Source organism: Sutcliffiella halmapala (genome assembly GCF_050107295.1).
Classification (GTDB): Bacteria; Bacillota; Bacilli; order Bacillales; family Bacillaceae_I; genus Sutcliffiella_A; species Sutcliffiella_A halmapala_A.
On record NZ_JBNIKR010000001.1, the window covers coordinates 665,846 to 687,656 of the forward strand.

Genomic DNA, 21,811 nt, shown 5'->3' on the forward strand with positions numbered 1-21,811 from the left:
AGTTTATTTAACCCCCATTGCCCGAACAGGCCCCATCAACGTGATAGTTACCAGCACCTCCGCCATCTTTTCCGGCGGATTTTTTCTTCCTTCTGCCAGCCATTGCTGCATCAGGCCGACGTTGGCACTTGTGGCATATGCCATGAGATAGTCAAAAGGGATAGGCAGAGTGGCCGGGTCGAACTCTTTCTTTTGGGCACGAAGAAAATTCTCGCGTATAAGATCTTTCAGTTTGTTTGGAAACATTGGACTGACAGAGTCAAGAAGCAACATACTGAAAACCTCTGCCTCGTTATCTACATACCGAAAGAGCTCGGTCGCAAACCGAAGCAAAAAATCCGGATGGCTGACGAAATGTTCCATTTTGTTTGCCATTCGTTTTATCATCAGGTCCCTAAGGGTATCAAGCAGCTCCTGCTCGATGCGTTCGAGTAAATCAAATTTATCCTGGTAGTGAAGATAGAAGGTGCCCCGATTAATTTCTGCATAGACACAAAGATCGCGTACACTTACCTTGGCGAAACTCTTTTCTTTTACAAGCTTAAGGAGCGCTTCCCGAATAGCCCGTCTTGTTTTTACCACTCTCAAATCCTGTTTTTCCTCCACGTTATCTCCACCTTTAATGAACAATAATCTACTGAATGTCTATTAATCAACAGAACTCATAAAACTACATATTGAAGGACTTTTGCAACTCTACCTATAATATTAATGAACAGAGTGTTGAATAAGCAAGTGTTCCTTTTTTTACAAAGCCAGGAAGGTGAGGGATGTAAATTGGGTGTTATTCAAATAAATGATGTTGGTAAATCTTTTGGCAAAACAGTCGTGCTTCACGATATAACTTTTCAAATGAATCAGGGGGAGATTGTCGGCCTGATTGGACCATCAGGATCTGGCAAAACGACACTAGTCAAGTCGATCATCGGTATGGAGAAGGTGGATGCTGGTAATGTTTCCGTCTTTGATAAAGAGATGCCCAACCGGGAAGTGCTGGGCAGAATCGGGTATATGGCCCAATCCGATGCGTTATACCTGGAGCTGAGTGCAGAGCAGCAGATGATGTTTTTTGCGAAGCTATACAAGGTTCCGAAGAACGAAAGGAAGGACCGGATCCTTGCTGCCATGAAGTTGGTTGACTTGGAAAAAGAAATGAAAAAGCGCGTGATGAACTACTCTGGTGGGATGAAACGCAGGCTTAGTCTTGCCATGGCTCTGCTGCAGAATCCGGATTTGCTTGTACTTGATGAACCCACCGTCGGCATTGATCCACGACTGCGAAAAGAAATATGGGCAGAGCTGACGTCCCTGAAGGAGCAGGGAAAGTCCATTCTGGTTACGACACATGTAATGGATGAAGCGGAACGATGCGACCGGCTTGTGCTTTTGCTTGATGGTACAGTTTTAGCGTCAGGGTCACCAACTGAGTTGAAGGAAAGATTTCAAACGGATTCCATTGAGGCCATTTTCCTGCAAAAGAAAGGAAGTGAAGGCTGATGCGTACTTTTGCCATCGGAGGACGGATCATGCAGCAGCTGATTCGCGATAAACGAACACTAGCCTTGATGCTATTGGCACCACTACTGATTCTGACGCTCGTCTATTTCCTTTTTCAAACGAACGCTGACAATGAAGCGACCGTTGGTGCAACTTCCTTGCCTGAGATCCTTGTAGATCAGATGGAAGAGATGGATATGAAGGTTGTAGAGTACGAGAATTCAAAGGATATCAAAGAACGGATCATAGAGGATGAACTCGATGCTTTCCTTGTGTGGGACGGTTCGAAGCTGCTTGTCACCTATGATGCAACGGCCACCACCACAGTCGGGGCAATAAAAGCAAAGCTGCGCGGCATTCAGCAGCAAGGGTTCATGATAGAGGTGAAGGAAGTGCTTGGGCAGGCAGTTGCTCAGGGAGCGGTATCGCCTGAGGATATTCCAGCACCATTTGATCTGGATGAATCCTATGTTCATGGATCGGAGGATACCACTTTTTTTGACACGATCAGCCCGTTTCTCATCGGATTTTTTGTATTTTTCTTTGTCTTCCTGATCTCAGGGATTTCCCTTTTACGGGAGCGGACAACAGGGACGCTGGACCGGTTGCTTGCCACCCCGATACAACGTTATGAAATCGTGCTCGGCTATCTGTTGGGTTACGGGATTTTTGCCGTCCTCCAGACATTGCTTGTTGTCACCTACAGTACGTATGTGCTCGATATTCAAATAGCCGGAAGCATCTGGTATGTATTTTTGACAAATGGACTTATCGCTTTCGTTGCATTAAGTTTGGGATTATTGCTTTCCACCTTCGCCGATTCCGAACTGCAGATGGTGCAGTTCATTCCGGTTGTCGTGGTTCCGCAAATTTTCTTTGCCGGTTTGCTTCCGGTGGATGCCCTGCAGGGATGGCTCCAAGTCATTGCGAAAATCATGCCGCTATACTACGGGGGAGATGCCTTGAAGGCGGTTATGATCCGCGGCCAGGGATTGGAAGCGATCCAGTTTGATCTGTTAGTATTGGTAGCGATTGCGTTAGTACTATGCGCGGTGAATGTGGCTGCGTTGAAAAAGTATCGAAAAATTTAGAAGGACTATAGTGCCATTTCCCTCTACATCCCTAAACAGAACAAATGTTTTGGTGTAAAATAAACTGATAACTATTTTCTTTAAAGGTGGACACAAACGTGAATGGTACAGCACATACAGCAATTGGAGCGGCAGCAGGGTTTGTGGTAGCCAATACCTATCAATTCGAACCGACTTCCATGGAAACACTCATTCTGGTGGGACTGGGCGGAGTTGTGGGTTTGATTCCCGATCTGGATATCGACGGGACATTGCGTGGAAGAATTACGTTATCTCATAAGGTGACGCGGACAGTTGCACAGGTAATCGGAGTACTGATGATATTGTATAGTCTATACGAAGGAACCTATTTGGAGCGTTTGAGGGGAATCGGGATCGGTGCGTTGATGCTGATTATCTCTTCTTTTATCAAACAGAAGCATATGCTCACCATCTCCGGAATCGGTGTGCTGATAGGGGGAGTGTCCCTGCAGGAGCTATGGATGATCCTGTTTGGCGCATACATCATCATCGCTTCCTTTGTTTCGCATCGAAGCTACACACATTCCATTTTAGGGACAGTGTTCTTCGGATTCATCGCCTATCATTTGGAGGCCTCCCTGCAATTTGAAGGGGTCTTCTATACGTGTCTGGCAGCCTATACCAGTCATCTGGTGGCAGACCTGAAAATTTTGCCGTTCAATAAGCGGGGAATCAAGCTGTTTCTCCCTTTTACATCAAAGGAATTATAGAAAAAGAGAAAGTGAGACATGTGGCTCACTTTCTTTTTTTTAATATGTCTATTAAACAAACAGATTTAAAACTTCTTTCTTTTAATCACACTAGTCACTATCACATATCCCAACAACACTCCGATGATGGTTTCAAAGGAGGTGGAAACTACTGTGCCGAAATACCCTCCTGTAAGAAAAGAGGCGAATGGCAGTTTTACGCTAGGTGCCCACTCATTAAAAAATAACAGTGGAACCACCCAGGCATAGAATAAAGGTAACCCAAATACGGTTAGCTTCAGCCAATCAAAGCTCCAGCTTCCGGACATGGAGCGAGTCCTAAAAAGGTGGGGGAGGGCGAGCATCATGCCAATGGTTACAAAGAAAAAGGTGCGGAATCGATAGAATGGGAGTATATCGTAATACTCTTTTGTTTGGGAATACAAGTAAGTTTGGTACCTTAAACCGACAATTAAGATCACCGCAAAGAAAACAAGAAAACCAGCATACAAACCTAACCGCTGCCATTTATCCATCCAATTCCCCCTCGATATCTATATTTATCCATTTTAACATATTTTTCTATATAATCTGTGAGAGAATTTTCTTCTGCACACACTAATAAGAAAATTCCTCTCTATGTTACAATCGTACTAATGACATGTACGAAATGGAAGAAGGGGCAAGACGGTTGAATATTACATTAACGAAAAAGATTATCCAGAATCGGTGCGGGAACGTCTCCTTCAAGAGAGGCGAAGCCTTTTACCGGGCAGATAAGGTTTCAATTGAATACTACAGTCCCGAACGATGTGAAGCGACTGTAAGTGGAGTGGAGGATTTCCATGTGTCAATCGAAGGCAAGGTGGACGGTGGCTTTGTTGCAACATGCAGCTGCCCTAAACTTGCTTCGGTGAAAAAGGACTGTCAGCATGTTGCCGCTGTACTGCTTGCGATTGGCGAACAGGGGCAGGAGACCACTTTCCGGAATTCGCTGACAGAAGGAGTGTTTACGCTATTTCAGGAGAATCCTAAACCGAAAAGCGGGCATCAGCGTCATTTTGAAAAAAGGGAAATGTTCGAGGTGACGTTTGTTTGCAAGCTGGTGGAACAGCGTTTATTTGCGATGGAGCTGAAACTGGGTGGAACACCTGTGAAGAACATCCGGGAATTTTTACATAGTGTGGAAAAAGGTATTCCATTTCCAGCAGTAAATTATGATCCGAGTATGCATTGCTTTGATAATGAAACGGACGCTGTATTACAATGTCTTATTCAGCTTGCAGAGGAAGATAAGGAGCAGAGCGGTGAAGGTCTCTCGATTAAAGGTTCTGCATGGGAAAGAATGCTCCCTCATCTCCAAAAAGCTCCTAGCGTAAAGCTGGATCAGGACGGTCAGATTTATGACGAACTTTATGTAACGAATGAAGCCCTTTCATTGCATTTTGTTTTTACAGAAAAAGACGGAGGTGGCTACCGGCTGTCCGTCACTGGCTTGAAGACGATGGTTGTGCTGCCCGCATACGACATGATTCTCTCACTTTACGGAAAGCTGATAAGGGTGAAGACTGATGAATGCAAGCGGCTTTTCGAGCTGAAGCAGCTGCTAGATGCCTCTGGCACCAATCACATCCCGATACACGAGGATCAACTGAAGATGTTTCTGGAAAAGGTGGTACCTGGACTGCGTAAGCTTGGAACGGTACAGTTTTCAGATAGCATTTTACAAAAGCTTGCCAAGACGAAGCTCGTGGCCAAACTGTATTTGGACCGTGTGAAAAACCGCCTGCTCGCAGGACTGGAATTTCATTACGACAACATCATCGTCAATCCTTTGGAAACCCGTGATCCCATTGGGGCCGCTAAAATAGTGCGTGATAAGGAGAAAGAGGAAAGAATCCTACAATTCTTCGAAGAAGGTGAATTTGCGAAGACCGAGGAAGGTTTCTTCTTGCATAATGAAGAGCTTGAATATGAATTCCTCTATCATGAACTGCCGAAAGTTCAAAAGCTGGTGCAGATCTATGCGACAACTGCAGTCAGAAATCGGATTGCCCGTGAGCCTGCAAAACCCAAGATCCGGGTGCGTGTCAAAAAGGAACGGACGAACTGGCTGGAATTCAAGTTTGATATAGACGGCATTCCGCAGTCACAAATCAAGGAGCTGCTTCACGCCATTGAAGAGAAGCGAAAGTATTACCGGATGAAAAACGGTTCCCTCATGTCACTTGAAACGAGGGAAATAGAGGAGATCCAGCGTTTTCTTCACGCTGTCCCCGTACAGGAGGAGGACCTGGAAAGCGGCTTGAATGTTCCGGTCATCCAAGGCTTGAAGCTGCTTGAAACTGTTGATGACCAGAGTATCTTTAAGGCGGAATCATCCTTTCGTCAATTCCTGGAGGAAATCCGTAACCCCGGCAGCATGGATTTTGAGGTGCCAGAGCAACTTGAATCCATTTTACGAGACTATCAGGTTCAAGGCTATAAATGGCTGAAAACATTGGCGCACTATGGGTTTGGCGGGATACTTGCTGATGATATGGGGCTTGGGAAGACTGTCCAGAGCATCACCTTCATCCAATCGGAGCTCGTCAATATCCGTAAGAGGAAGCATCCCGTACTCATTGTGTGCCCGTCCTCGCTAACTTACAACTGGCTCGCCGAACTGATGAAATTTGCCCCGCAGATCCAAGCAATTGTCATCGACGGCGTGAAAAAAGAACGAGATGAGCTTCTGAAAAAGGTGGAGGAAATGGATGTCGTCATCATTTCCTATCCGTTGCTAAGAAGGGATACGAAGTGGTTTGAAACCATGAGCTTTCATACAGTGTTTTTTGATGAGGCGCAGGCATTCAAGAATCCTGTCACCCAGACCGCGCGTGCGGTGAAAAGGCTTCAGGCGGATCATCGTTTTGCATTGACAGGGACACCAGTGGAAAACACGATAGAGGAACTATGGTCAATCTTTCATGTGGTTTTTCCGGAGTTATTCATGGGACTGCGTGATTACAGCAATCTTACGCGGAAACAGATTGCCAGACGCATTCGTCCGTTTATGCTGCGAAGGCTGAAAGAGGACGTGCTGGCTGAACTTCCTGAAAAACTGGAGAGCATCGAATCCGTAGAGCTTCTTCCGGAACAGAAAAAACTGTATGCAGCATACTTGGCCAAGCTCCGCGAAGATACGTTGAAGCATCTGAACAAGGACACGCTTCGGAAAAACAAGATCCGGATACTGGCAGGATTGACCCGACTAAGACAGATTTGCTGCCATCCTGGCCTGTTTGTGGATGGTTACTCAGGCGGGTCGGCAAAATTTGATATGCTCTTGCGGATCTTAGAGGAATCCAAGCTGTCCGGCAGAAGGGTACTGATCTTTTCTCAGTTCACGAAAATGCTGGAGCTGATCGGCAGGGAATTGGCCTATCAAGGGGTTCCCTATTTTTACCTAGATGGGCAGACACCTTCGGAGGAACGGGTGGAAACGTGCCAGCGGTTCAACCAGGGAGAACGCGATTATTTTCTGATTTCCTTGAAAGCGGGAGGGACTGGCCTCAATCTGACAGGTGCTGACACCGTCATTCTTTATGACCTATGGTGGAACCCTGCTGTTGAGGAGCAGGCTGCAGACAGGGCACACCGTATCGGCCAGACCAATGTAGTCCAGGTCATCAAGCTTGTTTCCCACGGCACGATTGAAGAAAAGATAAATGAACTGCAAGACAAAAAGAGACATCTTGTGGAAGAAATCATAGACCCCGGGGAGAAGGTGTCCTCGACTTTGACAGAAGAGGATATTCGAGAAATTCTTAAGATATAGAAGGTTGGCAGGTGTTAGAAATGGCAGAAAAGAAAAAAATCTATGAAGCAGATCTATACAAACCGATCCAAAAACTTTTTGTAAAAGAAGGCTATCAGGTGTACGGGGAAGTGAACGATTGCGATATCGCCATGGTAAAGGGGGATGAGGTCGTTGTGGTGGAACTGAAGCTCACACTGAATGTGAACCTGCTCATCCAGGCGACCAAACGGCAAAAGCTGACAGACCTTGTTTATATCGCCATTCCAAAGCCAAATATCAACCGAAGAACGAAGAGGTGGACAGATCTATGCCACCTTATCCGTCGTCTGGAGCTCGGGTTGATCATTGTTTCCTTTTCCGGTAACCGCAAGACAACGGAAATCGTTTTTCATCCCACTCCTTTTGACAGGGGAAAAAGTATGCGCCAAAACAAAAAGAAAAGAGAAGCGCTCCTGAAAGAAATGGATGGGCGCAGCTCGGATTCGAATATCGGCGGCAGCAACAAAACGAAAATCATGACCGCCTACAAGGAAAACTGCATCAGGATCGCCTGCTACCTTGAACAATACGGCCCCTTGTCACCCAAGAAACTCAAAGAAATGGGCACAGGGGACAAAACCTCTTCGATCCTGACCAAAAATTACTATCGCTGGTTTGAGAGGGTGAAGAGGGGGACCTATACGATAAGCGAAAAAGGGAAGCTGGAGCTCGAGTTGAATAGAGAGCTCGCTGTTTATTATTTGGATAAGGTGGAAGTGGAGGGACGAGTGGAATAGCGTCGATTAAGCGTGTTTTGTCTACGGAAATCAGTGGAAAAGCTCATCCTGGCATCGATGAAGGGCTTTTTGCAGCTCGAAATCAGTGGAAAAGCTCATCATGGCTCCGATGAAGGGCTTTTTGCAGCTCGAAATCTATTGAAAAGCTCATCATAACGTCGATGAAGGGCTTTTTGCCTTCCGGAATCAGTGAAAAAGCTCATCATAAAGCAGATGATGAGCTTTTCGCACCTCGAAATCTATGAAAAAGCTCATCATAACCGAACAGAAATAATAAACTACCCCAAAACAAAATAATAGCCCATTTAAATTAGCACCATTTACCAACACCTGTTATATTAGGAACATGGAGACATATGAACATGACTTGAAATAAATGATGAGAGAAGGCGTTACGGTGAGCTTTAGGAAAAAGCAATTTGTTGGATTAGGGATAACGGTCTTTTTTCTTGTATTTCTATTATCTGTAATTATTATTATGGCCAATTCCATGAAAACAAATATGCTCGAGATAGTGGAGGACCGCTATTATAAGGTAAGTAAGGCAATGGAAATAAGACAGCTATTCTACCAGACCGATAGACAGCTATTGTATGTGATTAATAGAGATGAAAATGAAGATATTGAGGAAAACCTTACAAACCTGGAAAATGACAGAACAGAAGTAAGGCAGCAAATCACAGAGCTTGGTGCTACACTGGATAGAAACGATACGAAGGTGCTTCTAGCAGAGATTCAAGGGAGCTATGATACATTTTGGGAAATGGAACGAAGCATTGTTGCCGAAATTAATGCCGGGGCATCCAACAGCGAAGTTCAAGCTATTTATAACGGTCAACTTGAAAGCAGACAAGTTCTATTAGAGAGTATTTCTGAATTCAAAGAGCTGCAGGAAGGCATTATGGAAGCCAATCTGGAAGAGGCGAATACAACTTATGAACAACTCATTGGCTCACTACTCCTAACAGTGCTAGTTTCCTTGATAGTGATAGTCGGTACGACATTGTGGGTCATTCGCAGTACAAACAAACGCCTGGATGAAGTGAAATCCGGGATTACAAACATAGACTATGACAATCTTTCCTCCCTGCCAAGATTGGATACCACGATCAAGGATGAAATAGGGGAGATCTCGAATGCATTCAACACGATGGCATCCTCCATTGAAAACTATCATGTAAAAGAAAAACAATACACTGAGGAAATCAGCAGACAGAATTGGGTGCAGACGAATTCCGGTGACATCATCAATTTATATCACCGAAATGTCTCGATCGACTCGCTCGCCGAGAAGTTCATCAGCACATTGACTCCGTTAATGGATGCGAAGCTTGGAGCTTTCTATCTGTCGAATGGGGAGGGCAAGCATTCGACATTTAATAAAGTGGCAACCTATGCAGATGGTGCCGAGGATGTTGGTGGAGAGGCATTCAAGCTGCGTGAAGGACTGGTAGGACAATGCGCTTGGGATAAAAAGACCATCCTGCTTGAAGATGTTCCGGAAGGCTATTCATTAATTACGACCGGCCTTGGGAATACAAAACCGAAGAGCATCATCATTGCTCCGGTCATCATAAAGGATGAAGTCATTGCTGTCATCGAGATGGCGAGCTTGAGAGAGTTCAGCGAAACACACAAGAATCTGTTAAAGAAAGTACTTGAAACACTCGGCATCGCCATTACCAATATTTTAGGAAGAATGGAAGTAGAGCGACTGCTTCTTGAATCGCAGGCACAAACAGAAGAGTTGCAGTCCCAGTCCGAGGAGCTTCAGGCTCAATCCGAGGAGCTTCAGACACAGGCGGAAGAACTGCGCATGATCAATGAGCAATTGGAAGAGCGCTCACGTGATGCGGAACAGAAATCAACCGACCTGCAGAAGGCGAAAACGGAGCTTGAGGAAAAAGCGAAGCAGCTGCAGCTCAGCTCCAAATATAAATCCGAGTTCCTGGCAAATATGTCCCACGAGCTGCGAACGCCATTGAACAGTATTCTGCTGTTATCCGAGATGCTGGCTGAAGACATCGATGAGAATCTGACAGAAGAACAAAAGGAATTCTCGAGAGTCATCAATTCCTCAGGACAGGACCTGTTGAACCTGATTAATGATATTTTAGATCTTTCCAAAGTGGAGGTGAAGAAGCTTGAGGTCATGTTTGGTGAAGTGAACGTGATGGAGTTTGTGAACCGTTTGGAGCTTCAGTTCACTCATATCGCCAAGCATAAGAAATTGGACTACGAAATAATCCAAGGGGAAAACCTGCCGGACGTTTTCTATACGGATGAGCAGCGCCTTCAACAGATTGTGAAGAACCTGCTATCGAATGCCTTCAAGTTTACTGAAAAAGGAAAAGTGACAGTAGAGATTGAAAAGGCGAACAGACGGGACTTGCTACGGGCAAAAGTTCCGGTCGAAGCAGAGACATGGTTGAAAATCTCTGTAACTGATACCGGTATAGGAATATCCGAGGATAAGCTTGGACTGATCTTTGAAGCGTTCCATCAAGGGGATGGAGCTACGATGAGGAAATATGGCGGAACTGGCCTGGGATTATCCATCTCCAAGGAATTCTCTACTCTTCTTGGCGGAGTGGTGCAAGTGGAAAGTGAAGAGGACGAAGGAAGTACCTTCACACTTGTTATACCGAGCCTTCCAAACGGAATGCCCCAAATGGAGGAAGTGGAGGCAGCTTGGCAGGAAGTGGCAGCGGGTAGCGACACTGAACTTCTAGAAGAAGAAAACAGGCTCATGAATATGGCATTTGGAGCGGAGGAAGTCAAAGCTCAAAGCTACGTGCCTGCAGAGGAAGACCTGTCTAATATTCTGAAAGGAAAGACGGTCATTGTGGTGGACGATGACCATCGAAATGTCTATGCGCTGAACAATGCATTGAATAAAGAGGATATGAACATCCTGACAGCTGAAAATGGCTTGCAGTGTCTGGATATCCTGCATGAAACAGAGCGTGTGGACATCATCCTGATGGATATCATGATGCCGGTGATGGATGGATACAAAGCGATCAAGACCATCCGCAACCTGGAAAAACATAAAGACGTTCCAATAATTGCCCTTACTGCGAAAGCGATGAAAGGTGATCGAGAGAAGTGCTTGGAAGTTGGCGCTTCCGATTATATCAGCAAACCGTTGAAATTAGATCAGCTTCTTTCCGCGATGCGCGTTTGGGTTGCAAAAAATTAGGTATAAATACGAGGGAACGGTTACAAATCTTTGGATGAGGTAGCCGTTTCCTTTTTGCAAGAATTGAGCTTTTTGGAGGAAAAAACGTGAACAAAGAGGATTTAGAACTTGAGTTGTTTCTGCAGGCCGTCTACAAATTGTCAGGCTTCGATTTTAGAAAATATATGCTTTCATCCATCTCAAGAAGAATCGAGAACCGTCTCCGTCTTGAAGGATTGGACAATATCAGCCAGCTTACTGAAAAAGTTATCCATCATGAAACCTATTTGAACAAAGTGCTTGATGACTTCTCCATCAACGTGACCGAAATGTTCCGAGATCCATCATTCTTTTTGGCATTCAGGGAAAGAGTGATTCCGAGACTAAGAGAGTTGACGGAAATACGGGTATGGCACGCAGGCTGTTCCTCAGGCGAAGAAGCCTATTCCATGGCCATACTCCTGCATGAAGAAGGGCTGGGTCATAAAACAAAAATCTATGCGACCGATATGAACGAGAAAATACTGGATAAGGCAAAAAAAGGCGTCATCCCGCTTTCCAAAATGCAGGCCTATACGAAAAACTATATGCAAGCAGGGGGGAAGAATTCCTTCTCTGAGTATTATCATACCGATCATCAATTTGCCTATTTCCATCCGGAACTGTTAAGTAAAATTGTCTTTGCCCAGCACAACCTGGTCACAGACCGTTCTTTCAACGAGTTTCATATTATTGTCTGCCGCAACGTCCTGATCTATTTCAACCTGGACCTGCAGTTTAACGTCATCGAGCTTTTCCGGGACAGCCTGAGTCCTGACGGATTCCTTGGCCTTGGCAGCAAGGAAGTCCTCAGGACCGATGTTCATCCGAGCTTTGAGGAGTTTGATACCATGGATAAAATCTATCGAAAAAAAGCTGAGAGCTAAGGGGTTGTTCCCTTAGCTCTCAGCTTTTTGGTTATGTAATGGTCACTTCGCCTGTATAAACACAACACACATGTCATCAGCCGCTTCTGACTGCAGTTCCTCTGAAAGAATTAGATTAATAGGCTCCTTGATATTGGGAAGATCCCACAACTTCGAGGCCGATTTCAGGAACTGCGGATATTGGTTGATCCCGACTTTTTCCATGGTCTCCACCACACCATCTGTATAAAGAAGGACCTGGACGGAATCCCGGTAGGAAATAGTCGTTTTGGTGATTTCCACCTTTTCGAAAAAGCCGACAGCACATGTCCGGTTGGATAGCTCCACCACTTCATCCTCATCCACCAGGGCGAATCCGGCGGGATGTCCGGCATTTACATATTCCATCGTTTTCTCTTTCGTATCAATCACGAGATAAATGGCGGTGAAATAGTAAGGGATTTGCTGGTTTCGAGTATTCAGTGCATACATCCACCGATTCAGCTCACTCATCACATATTCGGGGTCTGCACAATTCCGGATGGAGTCGCGGAGAACAGAAGAGATGAACATACAGACAAGAGATGCGGATATTCCATGTCCCATCATATCCAATATCATCACAGCATATTTGGAATCATCAATTTTATACCAGTAATACATATCTCCGGCCAGCTTATAGGCTGGGATATAGGAAGCTCTGACGGTCAGGTGATCCTCGAAAATAGGCTCGCTCAGCAGGCTGTTTTGAACCTGCATGGAGAGATCCAACTGGTTCCTGATTTTCTCCGCCTGCTTCTTGTTCTTGTCCTTTTCATGCTTAAGCCGGAGCACCACACGCATACGTGCGAGCAGCTCGGTCTTGTTGATGGGCTTCATGACATAATCCAGCCCTCCCGCATCCAACGCCTCCGCCACTTTATTGGAGTCCTCCAATGCGGTGACAAAAACAACCGGAATGTCTTTTAGATGGGGTATTTGCTGGAGCCTGCGACATGCCTCGATTCCATCGATCTCAGGCATCATAATATCCATTAAAATGATATCGACCGGCTTTTCCAATGGTCCCGAACTATCAATCTTCAAATAATCGAACATCTCTTTGGCAGAGGTGAAAGATTGATAGTCTTTATAGCCGGCTCTTTTTAATATATTTTCTATGACAAACAGATTCACCTGATTGTCATCCACAATTAAAATGCCCATGTATGTTTTCTCCTCTACTGTATCTATGTATTCTATTATTTGTAACGGAATAGCCCTCACTATTAATACCCTGTCAGAGACTCAGGTAAACCATTTTCATTCTATAAAATTAGTAAAACTTTCCTCCGTTTCATTTTACCTTAAGTTTATGGCTTTATCTAATTTGGAATGCTTATGGATGTTTAGCATATTTTCCTTCAGGGTATTTTCGTAGGTATCTATATATCTATAAATTTAAATCCTGAGGTGATGAAATGGAAGCGGCAGTTCAAGGGACGAAAGGTAAACTATTAACAAAAGAAAATATGACAGACCCGGGTCTTGTACCCGATTGGGTCATTCGTGAATATAGGAATTTCCATGAAGTTGTAACTGACAAAACCTTTCCATGCTATTTCGGAATGGCTGGAGAGAAGAAGGGGGAATTGCGTTATTCGTATATTACACACGATGATCGGAAGCATCTCCCTGAAACGCTGAAGGAGTTTAATGCGTTATTCGATCCCGATAAACCGCTCATCAGGCATGGTCTGTTTTTATTTGTGGAGCCGGAAAATGAAGAAAAATCCATTCCGCATTATCGACAATATTTCTGGGATATCCTGCAATATCTGCATCAACAGGATGACATGCCATGGCCAAAGGATTATCCTACTGACCCTGATCATTATCTGTGGGCCTTTTCCTTCGCTGGTGAGCCATACTTTGTGTTCGGAAACGCTCCGGCATATAAGCAGCGTAAAACAAGGGACCTTGGCAACAGCCTGGTTCTCGGTTTTCAACCAAGACGTATTTTTGAAGGCTTGGAAGGTACTTCCCAAGGAGGCGCCATGTCCCGTGAAAAAGTGAGGGAGCGCGTAGAAAAATGGGATCAGCTGCCCAAACACCCTAACATCAGTCACTACGGCGACCCGGAGCACCGCGAATGGAAGATGTACTTCATCGGGGATGACTCGAAGCCGATGGAGGGGAAATGCCCTTTCCATCATGGGAAGTAATAGATAGAGAAGGGCCAGACCCCAATTGGATGGGGTCTGGCCCTCTTTTAATCGCAATCATACGATAATAGGTTAAACAACTTGCTTGACTTCACCGGAGTCTTTCGGCTTTTCCTTCGATAGGAACCAGCCGGTGACACCGATGAGAAGAAGTACTGACCAGAAGGTGATCTTCCAAGGTGCCCCTTTGGCAAATCCTTCTGAAAGGATAGCAAGCTCGGGATGGGACAAGGCATATATGGCAAGCTTCACACCTACCCATCCTACGATGAAGAAGGCTGCTGTTTCGAGGCCAGGCCTTTTGTCGAGCAATTCAACGAAAAAGCCGGCGGCAAATCTCATAATGACAAGTCCGATGATTCCACCTGCAAGGATGACTGCAAAGTGGCCGCCGTCCAATCCACCGACAGTAGGAAGTCCGGTTTCAGGTAGCATAACCGCAAGGGCAACTGCAGCTAGAATGGAGTCTATAGCAAAGGCGATGTCTGCAAGCTCGACTTTTACAACCGTCATCCAGAAGCCCGATCCTTTATTCTTTCCAGCCGCTTTCATAAGCTTCGGCTGAAGAACATGCTTTTTCAAAATATGGTAAATGGCGATTCCCAACAGGTATAGTGCACCAACCGCCTGCACCTGCCAAATGTGCACAAGGTACGAGATGATGAATAGAGATCCGAAGCGGAACAGGAAAGCCCCGGCCAATCCATAGAACAAAGCTTTTTTTCGTTGTTTCTCCGGCAGATGCTTTACCATCGTTGCGATGACAAGTGCATTATCTGCAGCAAGAATTCCTTCCAACCCGATAAGGATGAGCAGCACCCATCCATATTCCAATAATAATCCAATGTCCATCTATCTTCCTCCTAATTGTTTTTTAGCCAAGTACGACAATTTCATCATGGTCGTTTCTCTTAATATCATCTTCTAACACAAGTCTGGTATTTAAGCGATAAGTGAGCCCTTCTGATGTAGGGGGCAGGTCTTCAGGCAGCCTATAGCTAAAAGGATATTCTGTCTTTTCCTTTGCTTCCATAGTCTCGGACATCAGGATGGTCGTGACAGAATCCACAGTTACCACCTTGTCTCCTTGCAATTCCTTCACCAAGTCACATTCCAATCTTTTGATTTCTTGCCTGTTCCATCCGTTTTCCACGTGGAATGCGCCGGTCACGGTTTCGCCAGGTTTCATTTCACTTTTTTTCAAGATCAGGTCCACGTTCGGGGAACCGCCTCTTATATAGCTCATCACTTTTTTTATCATGTAAAAAGTACCTCCATTTATAGTGGTTTATTTTTGCATATCATGTAAAACAAGGTTCATTTAACTAGTAGGCGAATGTAAGGACAGGTTTCTTGGCGGGTTATGCGCCTCCAATGTTATCATTGAAACAAGGAACAATTTTATTGTGACGATAAATGTCAACCAAACTAGTAATCTTTTTTGCAAATCGATGGTCAATTAGTTCATTTTCTCCTTTAGTGTAATGGTAGATAGATTAATAGTTAAATACCCGCTTTGGATGGTTTCTAGATCTTTTTTCTCCTCCTTATAGACGACAAAAAACCTTTACCAAGATGCTGGTAAAGGTTTGAAAAGTACAGTGTTATCCCTTTACCATTATTGGCAAAGGTCTCGCAAACAACGTTTAGGTTGCCAGTTAGGCCGGTGATTATTAATCACGTATTGTCGACATAACTGTAAGCTACTCCCCTTTGGAGTATTATAGTTAGCGCAGCGAAAATTCTTCTGCTATGAATATAGAATAATATATCCGAGCTCTATCGTCAAGCATAAAGTTGGGAATTTTACAAATAATTCATCATGATTCAAAACTCCTGAAATTTTCAAGGAGAAAAGTAGGGAAGCAACACACAAAAGTCCTATATTTTTCACGAATTCTGTTATGATGTAAGAAAGAAAATAATAAAAAAGGGTGACTGGTTGATGATGGATGCTTCGGAAAAATTAACATTATTTTTAGAACAGAATGCGGAAGAATTTATACATAATTGGCGCAAAAAAAGTGTTATTTCCGAAGATGATCCGTATCGGGAAGAAGTGATTCGAAACGGTATCCAAATGTTTCAGCTTGTTAAACTGGCGCTTAAAAAGCCTTTGAAAGAGGAGGAAATGAAGCAGCTTGCCTATAAACTGGCAAGGGAACGGGTAGAGGCGAATGTTAATATCAGTGAGTTTGTCTATAACGTTAATATTGGAAAAAGTGAGATTATCAGATGGGTAGGAAATTCTGGAATCGACCTCCACGATTTGCGTCCGCTTTTTGAGAAAATCAATACGCTATTTGATGAATTTTCCTATCATACTGTGAAGAAATATACAGAAATCAAGGAACAGCAGCTCCAGGAAAAGGATTCCTATATCCATCAGACCCACAAGGAGCGCCTCACGATACTAGGACAGATGAGCTCCAGCTTTGTTCATGAATTCCGAAATCCCCTAACAGCCATTATCGGATTTACAAAGCTACTTCAGAATGACTATCCTCATGTGCCTTATCTGGACATCATGCAGCATGAGCTGGATCAATTGAACTATCGAATTTCCCAATTTCTGCACGTTTCACGTAAAGACTTGATTGAAAGCAGGAAGGAGGAAGTCAACCTGTCCTTCTTGCTGCAGGAGCTGACAGAGTTTTTATATCCGAGTCTATTGAGTGGGGACGTTACCCTTCAGTTAGATGCCGATCCGACGCTGACCATCAACGGCAACAAGGATGAACTCAGACAGGTTTTTTTGAACCTTATCATGAATAGCATCGATGCGCTTCAGCAAAAGAAAGATCTACGGGTGATTAAAGTGGAATGTAAGGCAGTGCAACATGATATTGAATTGAAAATTATCAACAATGGCCCGAAAATAACAGAAGATGTCATTCATGCCATCTTTGAGCCGTTTTTTACAACAAAGGACCTTGGAACAGGAATAGGGCTCTATATCTGCAAAAAACTGATTGAGAAGCATGAAGGGGAGATCTATTGCCATTCCACGGAAGAACAGACAAGCTTTGTTGTAAAGGTACCGGTGTTAGTGAAGGTTTGAACTTAGATAGAGGAAGTGTTGGTATTTGCTGAGCGCCATTATTTTATTTTTATTAGCAGGATTAGCGGAAATAGGAGGGGGATACCTGATCTGGCTCACACTCCGGGAAGGCAAGCCATGGTATTGGGCCGTTTTTGGTGGCGGAGCCCTTGTCCTATATGGAATAATTGCAACCTATCAGGCCTTTCCGACATTCGGACGGGTCTATGCTGCATATGGTGGGGTATTTATCGTTCTCTCCGTATTATGGGGATGGGGAATTGACAGAAAGGCCCCTGACCTCTACGATTGGATCGGAGCAGGTATCTGTCTGATCGGAGTATCTGTGATGCTCTTTTCGCCAAGGTCATAAAAATAATACTAAAAGCAAGAAAGGGCTGATCGATCAGCCCTTTTTTTATACCGAAAAATCAACTGCTATATTGGAAACCACTTCTTGCGAGAAGCACGCAGCTTTAGTGCTTTAACGCAGAGCGGGTCAGGCCCCTATTTAAAATTCCCCATTGACAACCCCGAAAATCTATACTATCTTTAAACATATACTTTAACACCTAAAAGCGTTTAAGCGTTTAAGTGTGTTAGTGAACTTTTTTCAGAGATTAGTTGAGCCGAGTAGAGCAATGGAATATAGGAAGATAGCGTTTGTATTTAGTAGTCTATCATGTGGGCAGCGGACAGAGACTAGATGGGTAGTGTGAATCTAGGCCAGTGATGGATGAATTACCGTACATAGTTTTCACGAGCTATCGATTTTACTGAGTGAGCAAAGTATTTTTGCTAATTAGGGTGGTACCGCGGAGCTTCTTCGTCCCTTATTTTCTAGGGATGGAGGGGCTTTTTTTATTGGCATGATCATGTGAGTGAACTTATAGATGTAGGACAAACTATTTTTATTCTAACTGGAGGATTCAACATGGAACAGCATCATACAGCATTTCGTATCCGCCGTTTTGAGGCGGTAGGCATTATTGCACTTATTCTATTCATAATCGGGATATCATTATTTTCATTTAAAGCGGAGCCGCACATTCCCATCTTTGTGGCCATCATCGTGCTGATGGTATACGCTTTGATTAAGAAGCAGTCCTGGGCCTTTATTGAAGAGGGATTGAAAAGCGGGGTGAAGGAAGGGCTCATTCCGATTTTCCTTTTTATTCTGATTGGAATATTGATAGGGGTCTGGATGCTGTCCGGCACCATTCCGACTTTCATTTTCTTCGGCAGTCAAATCATTTCGGTGGATTTCTTTTTACCAAGCGTGTTTATCGTGACTGCAATCATCGGGACCTGTATCGGCAGTGCCTTTACGACTGCATCGACTATTGGTGTTGCTTTTATTGCACTTGGTACGGCAATGGGCTTTAATCCGGCCATTGTGGCTGGTGCCATTATCTCAGGAGCATTTCTAGGAGATAAAATGTCCCCATTATCGGATACAACGAATATCGCATCCGCGGTCTGCAAGGTGGACCTGTTCGACCATATCAAGCATATGCTGTGGACGACGGTTCCTGCATTTATTATTTGTGTTGTACTGTTCAGCTTTATCGGGAAACCCGCTGAGATCGGGGCAGTGGGAGAGATTTCCGAGCTTCCACAAAAACTGAAAGCAGCCGGATTGGTTCATCCGCTTGCCTTGCTGCCGGCAGTTATCATGTTCGGTCTTGCCATGAAAAGAGTACCGGCAATCTTTGTCATGATCCTTGGTATTCTGGCTGGAACGGTAGTGGCATTTATTCTGCAGCCTGAAACGACGATCACGCAGCTCATGAATGTGATGCAAAATGGCTACAAGAGTGAAATAGGGGAGGAAAGCATCGATAGCATCCTTTCCCGCGGAGGGATCCAAAGTATGATGTGGTCCGTTTCCCTGGTGCTATTGACATTGAGCATGGGCGGACTGATTCAGAAGCTTGGTATTATCAACAAGGTGATGCTGATGATGCAATCCTTCATTTCCTCAACAGGAAAGCTGGTCTTCGCGGCTATTGCGACCGCAATCGGAGTGAATGTCACAATTGGCGAGCAATACATGTCCATCATATTGACAGGCCATGCCTTTGAAAAGGAATTTGAAAAGCAGGGAATCTCCAAAAAGAATCTCGCCCGGGTTTTAGAGGATGCTGGAACGGTCATCAATCCCCTGATCCCTTATGGAGTCAGCGGCGTATTCATGGCAGGAGTACTTGGAGTGCCGGTGTTGGAATACCTGCCGTTTGCATTCTTCTGTCTGCTCAGTCCGTTGATTAGCGTGTTTTATGGATTTACGGGAATCAGTATCAAAAAGCGCGAGCAAGTTGAAGAGGCATAATATAGGTCGGGGAAATCGTATCGAACAGTCTCATGGAGGCGGTTTGATACGATTTTTTTTATAGGCTCTTTTCTTAAAATTTGTTGCTTTACGCCCGTAAAAAATCGGCATTTGGATTTTTTACAGCATTTATTTCCATATTATTCAAAGTGATAAAGAATCTACTACACAGAAAAGAGCACGAGGACTAGTTATATAACGTGTTAATTTTGAGTACGTCAAAAGCAACAATTTATGCGAAAACAGCCTTTTTATAAAATGAAATATGGACTATTCTCTATTGCTGCAAGCGATCCAAATCCGCAAACAACGGTTTATTTTTCACATAAAGCTCCTTGAAAAGGTGATAATGTTCCTCGTAGATGACGACGTTTTTTACAGAAGGTAGAACCTCCTGCCAGATAGGAATGTACTGCTTTATTTCATCCATGGAGTTCACCTTCCCGAGCGCATAGAGCCCGAGCCATGCTGCTCCCCATTCGATTGCGTGGTCGCTTTTTGGAAGCAGCACGGTTTTATGAAAGATGTCGGCTGTCATCTGCACCCATAGCGGGGAGCGGACAAAGCTGCCGCTGATGAGAAGTTTCTTGGTTGGTCCTGCTTTCTCTGTTAACGCTTCCTGTATCTCATACATATTGAAAATGACACTTTCCATCACGCTTCGGATCATATCGGCACTGTTATGGGAAAGAGTCAGCCCGATCCAGCCGCCTTTTGCTTTGGCATTCCATTTTGGTGCGCGCTCCCCAGCGAGATAGGGCATAAAGAAAAGTCCGTTTGAACCAGCACTTGATGTGGCAGCCAGCGCCTCCAGGTCAATCGTCTCTATGGTATCCCTTTTGGTAAGGGTGGAAAATTGTCGTGCAAGCCATTTTAGGGCAACAGTTCCATTGTTCGAAGCACCACCAATTATACTGTGCTCTTTTGTGAAAACATATTGAAAGGTGCGCTGGTGATTATCAGTTTTGCGTTCTGTTGTAAATCTTCTTATCGCTCCGCTTGATCCGATTGTCAGGGCTGTTTCAGCATCATGAATGGCCCCGATTCCGATATTGGCTAATACACCGCCACTGGAGCCGATGATAATGGGTGTTTCCGACCTAAGCATCAACTCATCTGCAACCTTTGCCGCTAATGGGCCAACCTGTTCTGTGCAAGGAACGACTGTTGAAAGCTGGTTCGGATGGACGCCTGCGATCGCCAGGGCCTCGCTGTCCCACTCTAAAGTATGAATATTAAATAAACCGGTTGCAGAAGCGATGGAATAATCTACCTTCCATTGTCCGCACCATTTGTATATAATATATTCTTTAATGGATGCGAATCGGCTTGCTTCATAATATGGCACATACTGCGATTCTTTCATCCAGATCAGTTTGACGAAAGGAGACATTGGGTGAACGGGTGTGCCTGTATTTTCATATATCCCTTTTCCATAGGTCTCATTCATAATGGCAGCCTGAGGATAGCTTCTGCTGTCAGACCAGATCATCAATGGAGAAATAGGTTCGTTTTTTTCATTTATACATAATAAAGAATGCATGGAACTTGATATGCTTAATCCGATAATGTCAGAGGCAATGAGTTTGTTCTGCCTCATTGAATTGGTAATGGCTTCACGTGCCGCTTTCTCCACTTCCAAAGGGTTTTGCTCCGACCAGCTGGGCTTAGGATGATAGGTGGAATAGGCGCATTCATATTCCGAAACGACCTCGCCCTGTGGGGTGAAAATAACTGCGCTTGCGGTGGTTGTTCCGATATCTAGTCCGATCATAAATCTGCTCATAGTTACACTCCGTTTGCAATTTCAATTGATACTCCTATTTTACCTTAAATTGGGCAATCTCTCTCTTTGTTTGACTGATATATTTTTAGTATGACTGGAAAATAGTTAGAAAATTTATAATTATTGCGAAATAGGTAAAAAGTAGCATTGGAGAAAGAGGTGAATTTGGTCATTATCAGCGTTTCTTTAAGTTATCAACAAGCATATGTGCTGGGAAATAAGATATACACACGTTTATCCACATTATCAACAGGATGGAGTGCTGTTTTCCACAAAATATTATTCACAATCATAATTTTATTATATATTGATATAATAGGTCTTATCCAATTTATTAACACTATCCACAATAGTGTGGACAACACTTGTTAACAAAAATAAATATTTTGAACTATTTGTGAACTATTGCTCAAACCCATTGTAAGAACAGAAAAAAAGGAATATAGTAAAGATAGAAAGTAAGTGAAAAACTTCACAAACTTTCTAG

The 21,811-nt window shown here is 44.2% G+C and carries 17 protein-coding genes; 11 read left to right on the top strand and 6 right to left on the bottom strand.

Annotated features, from left to right (window positions below; translation table 11 throughout):
- Positions 1 to 3: 3 nt before the first annotated feature.
- Positions 4 to 606 (bottom strand): TetR/AcrR family transcriptional regulator, encoded by a 603-nt coding sequence (locus tag ACQCT5_RS03315; RefSeq protein WP_499638968.1) that lies wholly within the window; start codon positions 604 to 606, stop codon positions 4 to 6.
- 171 nt (positions 607 to 777) lie between these two features.
- Between ACQCT5_RS03315 and ACQCT5_RS03320 the strand changes: the two genes are divergently transcribed.
- From ACQCT5_RS03320 to ACQCT5_RS03330, 3 genes are all read left to right on the top strand, one after another.
- Positions 778 to 1,497, top strand: coding sequence for an ABC transporter ATP-binding protein (locus tag ACQCT5_RS03320; protein ID WP_499638970.1), 720 nt, complete (start codon positions 778 to 780; stop codon positions 1,495 to 1,497).
- The gene (locus tag ACQCT5_RS03325) at positions 1,497 to 2,588 is read left to right on the top strand and encodes an ABC transporter permease (RefSeq protein WP_499638972.1); all 1,092 of its coding nucleotides are present in this window, start codon (positions 1,497 to 1,499) and stop codon (positions 2,586 to 2,588) included. Before ACQCT5_RS03320 ends, ACQCT5_RS03325 begins: the two co-directional genes overlap by 1 nt.
- Positions 2,589 to 2,686: 98 nt before the next feature.
- Complete coding sequence (locus ACQCT5_RS03330) at positions 2,687 to 3,319, top strand: metal-dependent hydrolase (protein WP_499638974.1); 633 nt, start codon at positions 2,687 to 2,689, stop codon at positions 3,317 to 3,319.
- A 65-nt stretch (positions 3,320 to 3,384) separates the two neighbouring features.
- Here the strand turns inward: ACQCT5_RS03330 and ACQCT5_RS03335 are convergent, their stop codons facing one another.
- Positions 3,385 to 3,834 carry a hypothetical protein gene (locus tag ACQCT5_RS03335; RefSeq protein WP_499638975.1) on the bottom strand — a complete coding sequence of 150 codons (450 nt, stop codon included), beginning with the start codon at positions 3,832 to 3,834 and terminating at the stop codon, positions 3,385 to 3,387.
- Positions 3,835 to 3,989: 155 nt separating this feature from the next.
- Here ACQCT5_RS03335 and ACQCT5_RS03340 point away from each other — a divergent pair, with 155 nt between their 5' ends.
- The 4 genes from ACQCT5_RS03340 to ACQCT5_RS03355 all read left to right on the top strand — a co-directional run bounded on the left by ACQCT5_RS03340 (position 3,990) and on the right by ACQCT5_RS03355 (position 11,983).
- Positions 3,990 to 7,118, top strand: coding sequence for a DEAD/DEAH box helicase (locus ACQCT5_RS03340; protein WP_499638977.1), 3,129 nt, complete (start codon positions 3,990 to 3,992; stop codon positions 7,116 to 7,118).
- 20 nt (positions 7,119 to 7,138) lie between these two features.
- Positions 7,139 to 7,876, top strand: a complete 738-nt coding sequence (locus ACQCT5_RS03345) for a DUF2161 domain-containing phosphodiesterase (protein WP_499638979.1) — start codon at positions 7,139 to 7,141, stop codon at positions 7,874 to 7,876.
- Positions 7,877 to 8,273: 397 nt separating this feature from the next.
- Positions 8,274 to 11,078, top strand: coding sequence for an ATP-binding protein (locus tag ACQCT5_RS03350; protein ID WP_499638981.1), 2,805 nt, complete (start codon positions 8,274 to 8,276; stop codon positions 11,076 to 11,078).
- Positions 11,079 to 11,164: 86 nt separating this feature from the next.
- Positions 11,165 to 11,983, top strand: a complete 819-nt coding sequence (locus ACQCT5_RS03355) for a CheR family methyltransferase (protein ID WP_499638983.1) — start codon at positions 11,165 to 11,167, stop codon at positions 11,981 to 11,983.
- 42 nt (positions 11,984 to 12,025) lie between these two features.
- Here the strand turns inward: ACQCT5_RS03355 and ACQCT5_RS03360 are convergent, their stop codons facing one another.
- Positions 12,026 to 13,168 carry a SpoIIE family protein phosphatase gene (locus ACQCT5_RS03360; protein WP_499638985.1) on the bottom strand — a complete coding sequence of 381 codons (1,143 nt, stop codon included), beginning with the start codon at positions 13,166 to 13,168 and terminating at the stop codon, positions 12,026 to 12,028.
- A 254-nt stretch (positions 13,169 to 13,422) separates the two neighbouring features.
- Here ACQCT5_RS03360 and ACQCT5_RS03365 point away from each other — a divergent pair, with 254 nt between their 5' ends.
- Positions 13,423 to 14,166, top strand: a complete 744-nt coding sequence (locus ACQCT5_RS03365) for a YqcI/YcgG family protein (protein ID WP_499638987.1) — start codon at positions 13,423 to 13,425, stop codon at positions 14,164 to 14,166.
- 72 nt (positions 14,167 to 14,238) lie between these two features.
- Here the strand turns inward: ACQCT5_RS03365 and ACQCT5_RS03370 are convergent, their stop codons facing one another.
- Both ACQCT5_RS03370 and ACQCT5_RS03375 read right to left on the bottom strand, forming a co-directional pair.
- Complete coding sequence (locus tag ACQCT5_RS03370; RefSeq protein ID WP_499638989.1) at positions 14,239 to 15,018, bottom strand: TerC family protein; 780 nt, start codon at positions 15,016 to 15,018, stop codon at positions 14,239 to 14,241.
- A 22-nt stretch (positions 15,019 to 15,040) separates the two neighbouring features.
- Positions 15,041 to 15,427: a sporulation protein gene (locus ACQCT5_RS03375; RefSeq protein ID WP_499638991.1), complete on the bottom strand. Its 387-nt coding sequence runs from the start codon at positions 15,425 to 15,427 to the stop codon at positions 15,041 to 15,043.
- A 684-nt stretch (positions 15,428 to 16,111) separates the two neighbouring features.
- Between ACQCT5_RS03375 and ACQCT5_RS03380 the strand changes: the two genes are divergently transcribed.
- The 3 genes from ACQCT5_RS03380 (at position 16,112) to nhaC (ending at position 19,538) form a co-directional block, all read left to right on the top strand.
- Positions 16,112 to 17,227 (top strand): histidine kinase N-terminal domain-containing protein, encoded by a 1,116-nt coding sequence (locus ACQCT5_RS03380; RefSeq protein WP_499638993.1) that lies wholly within the window; start codon positions 16,112 to 16,114, stop codon positions 17,225 to 17,227.
- A 25-nt stretch (positions 17,228 to 17,252) separates the two neighbouring features.
- Positions 17,253 to 17,579, top strand: a complete 327-nt coding sequence (locus tag ACQCT5_RS03385; protein ID WP_499638995.1) for a YnfA family protein — start codon at positions 17,253 to 17,255, stop codon at positions 17,577 to 17,579.
- Positions 17,580 to 18,140: 561 nt separating this feature from the next.
- Positions 18,141 to 19,538 carry a Na+/H+ antiporter NhaC gene (gene nhaC / locus ACQCT5_RS03390; protein ID WP_499638997.1) on the top strand — a complete coding sequence of 466 codons (1,398 nt, stop codon included), beginning with the start codon at positions 18,141 to 18,143 and terminating at the stop codon, positions 19,536 to 19,538.
- 277 nt (positions 19,539 to 19,815) lie between these two features.
- On the opposite strand, the gene ACQCT5_RS03395 is transcribed toward nhaC, so the two are convergent.
- On the bottom strand, positions 19,816 to 21,324 hold the full coding sequence (locus tag ACQCT5_RS03395; RefSeq protein WP_499638999.1) for a gluconokinase: 1,509 nt from the start codon (positions 21,322 to 21,324) through the stop codon (positions 19,816 to 19,818).
- Positions 21,325 to 21,811: the final 487 nt, after the last annotated feature.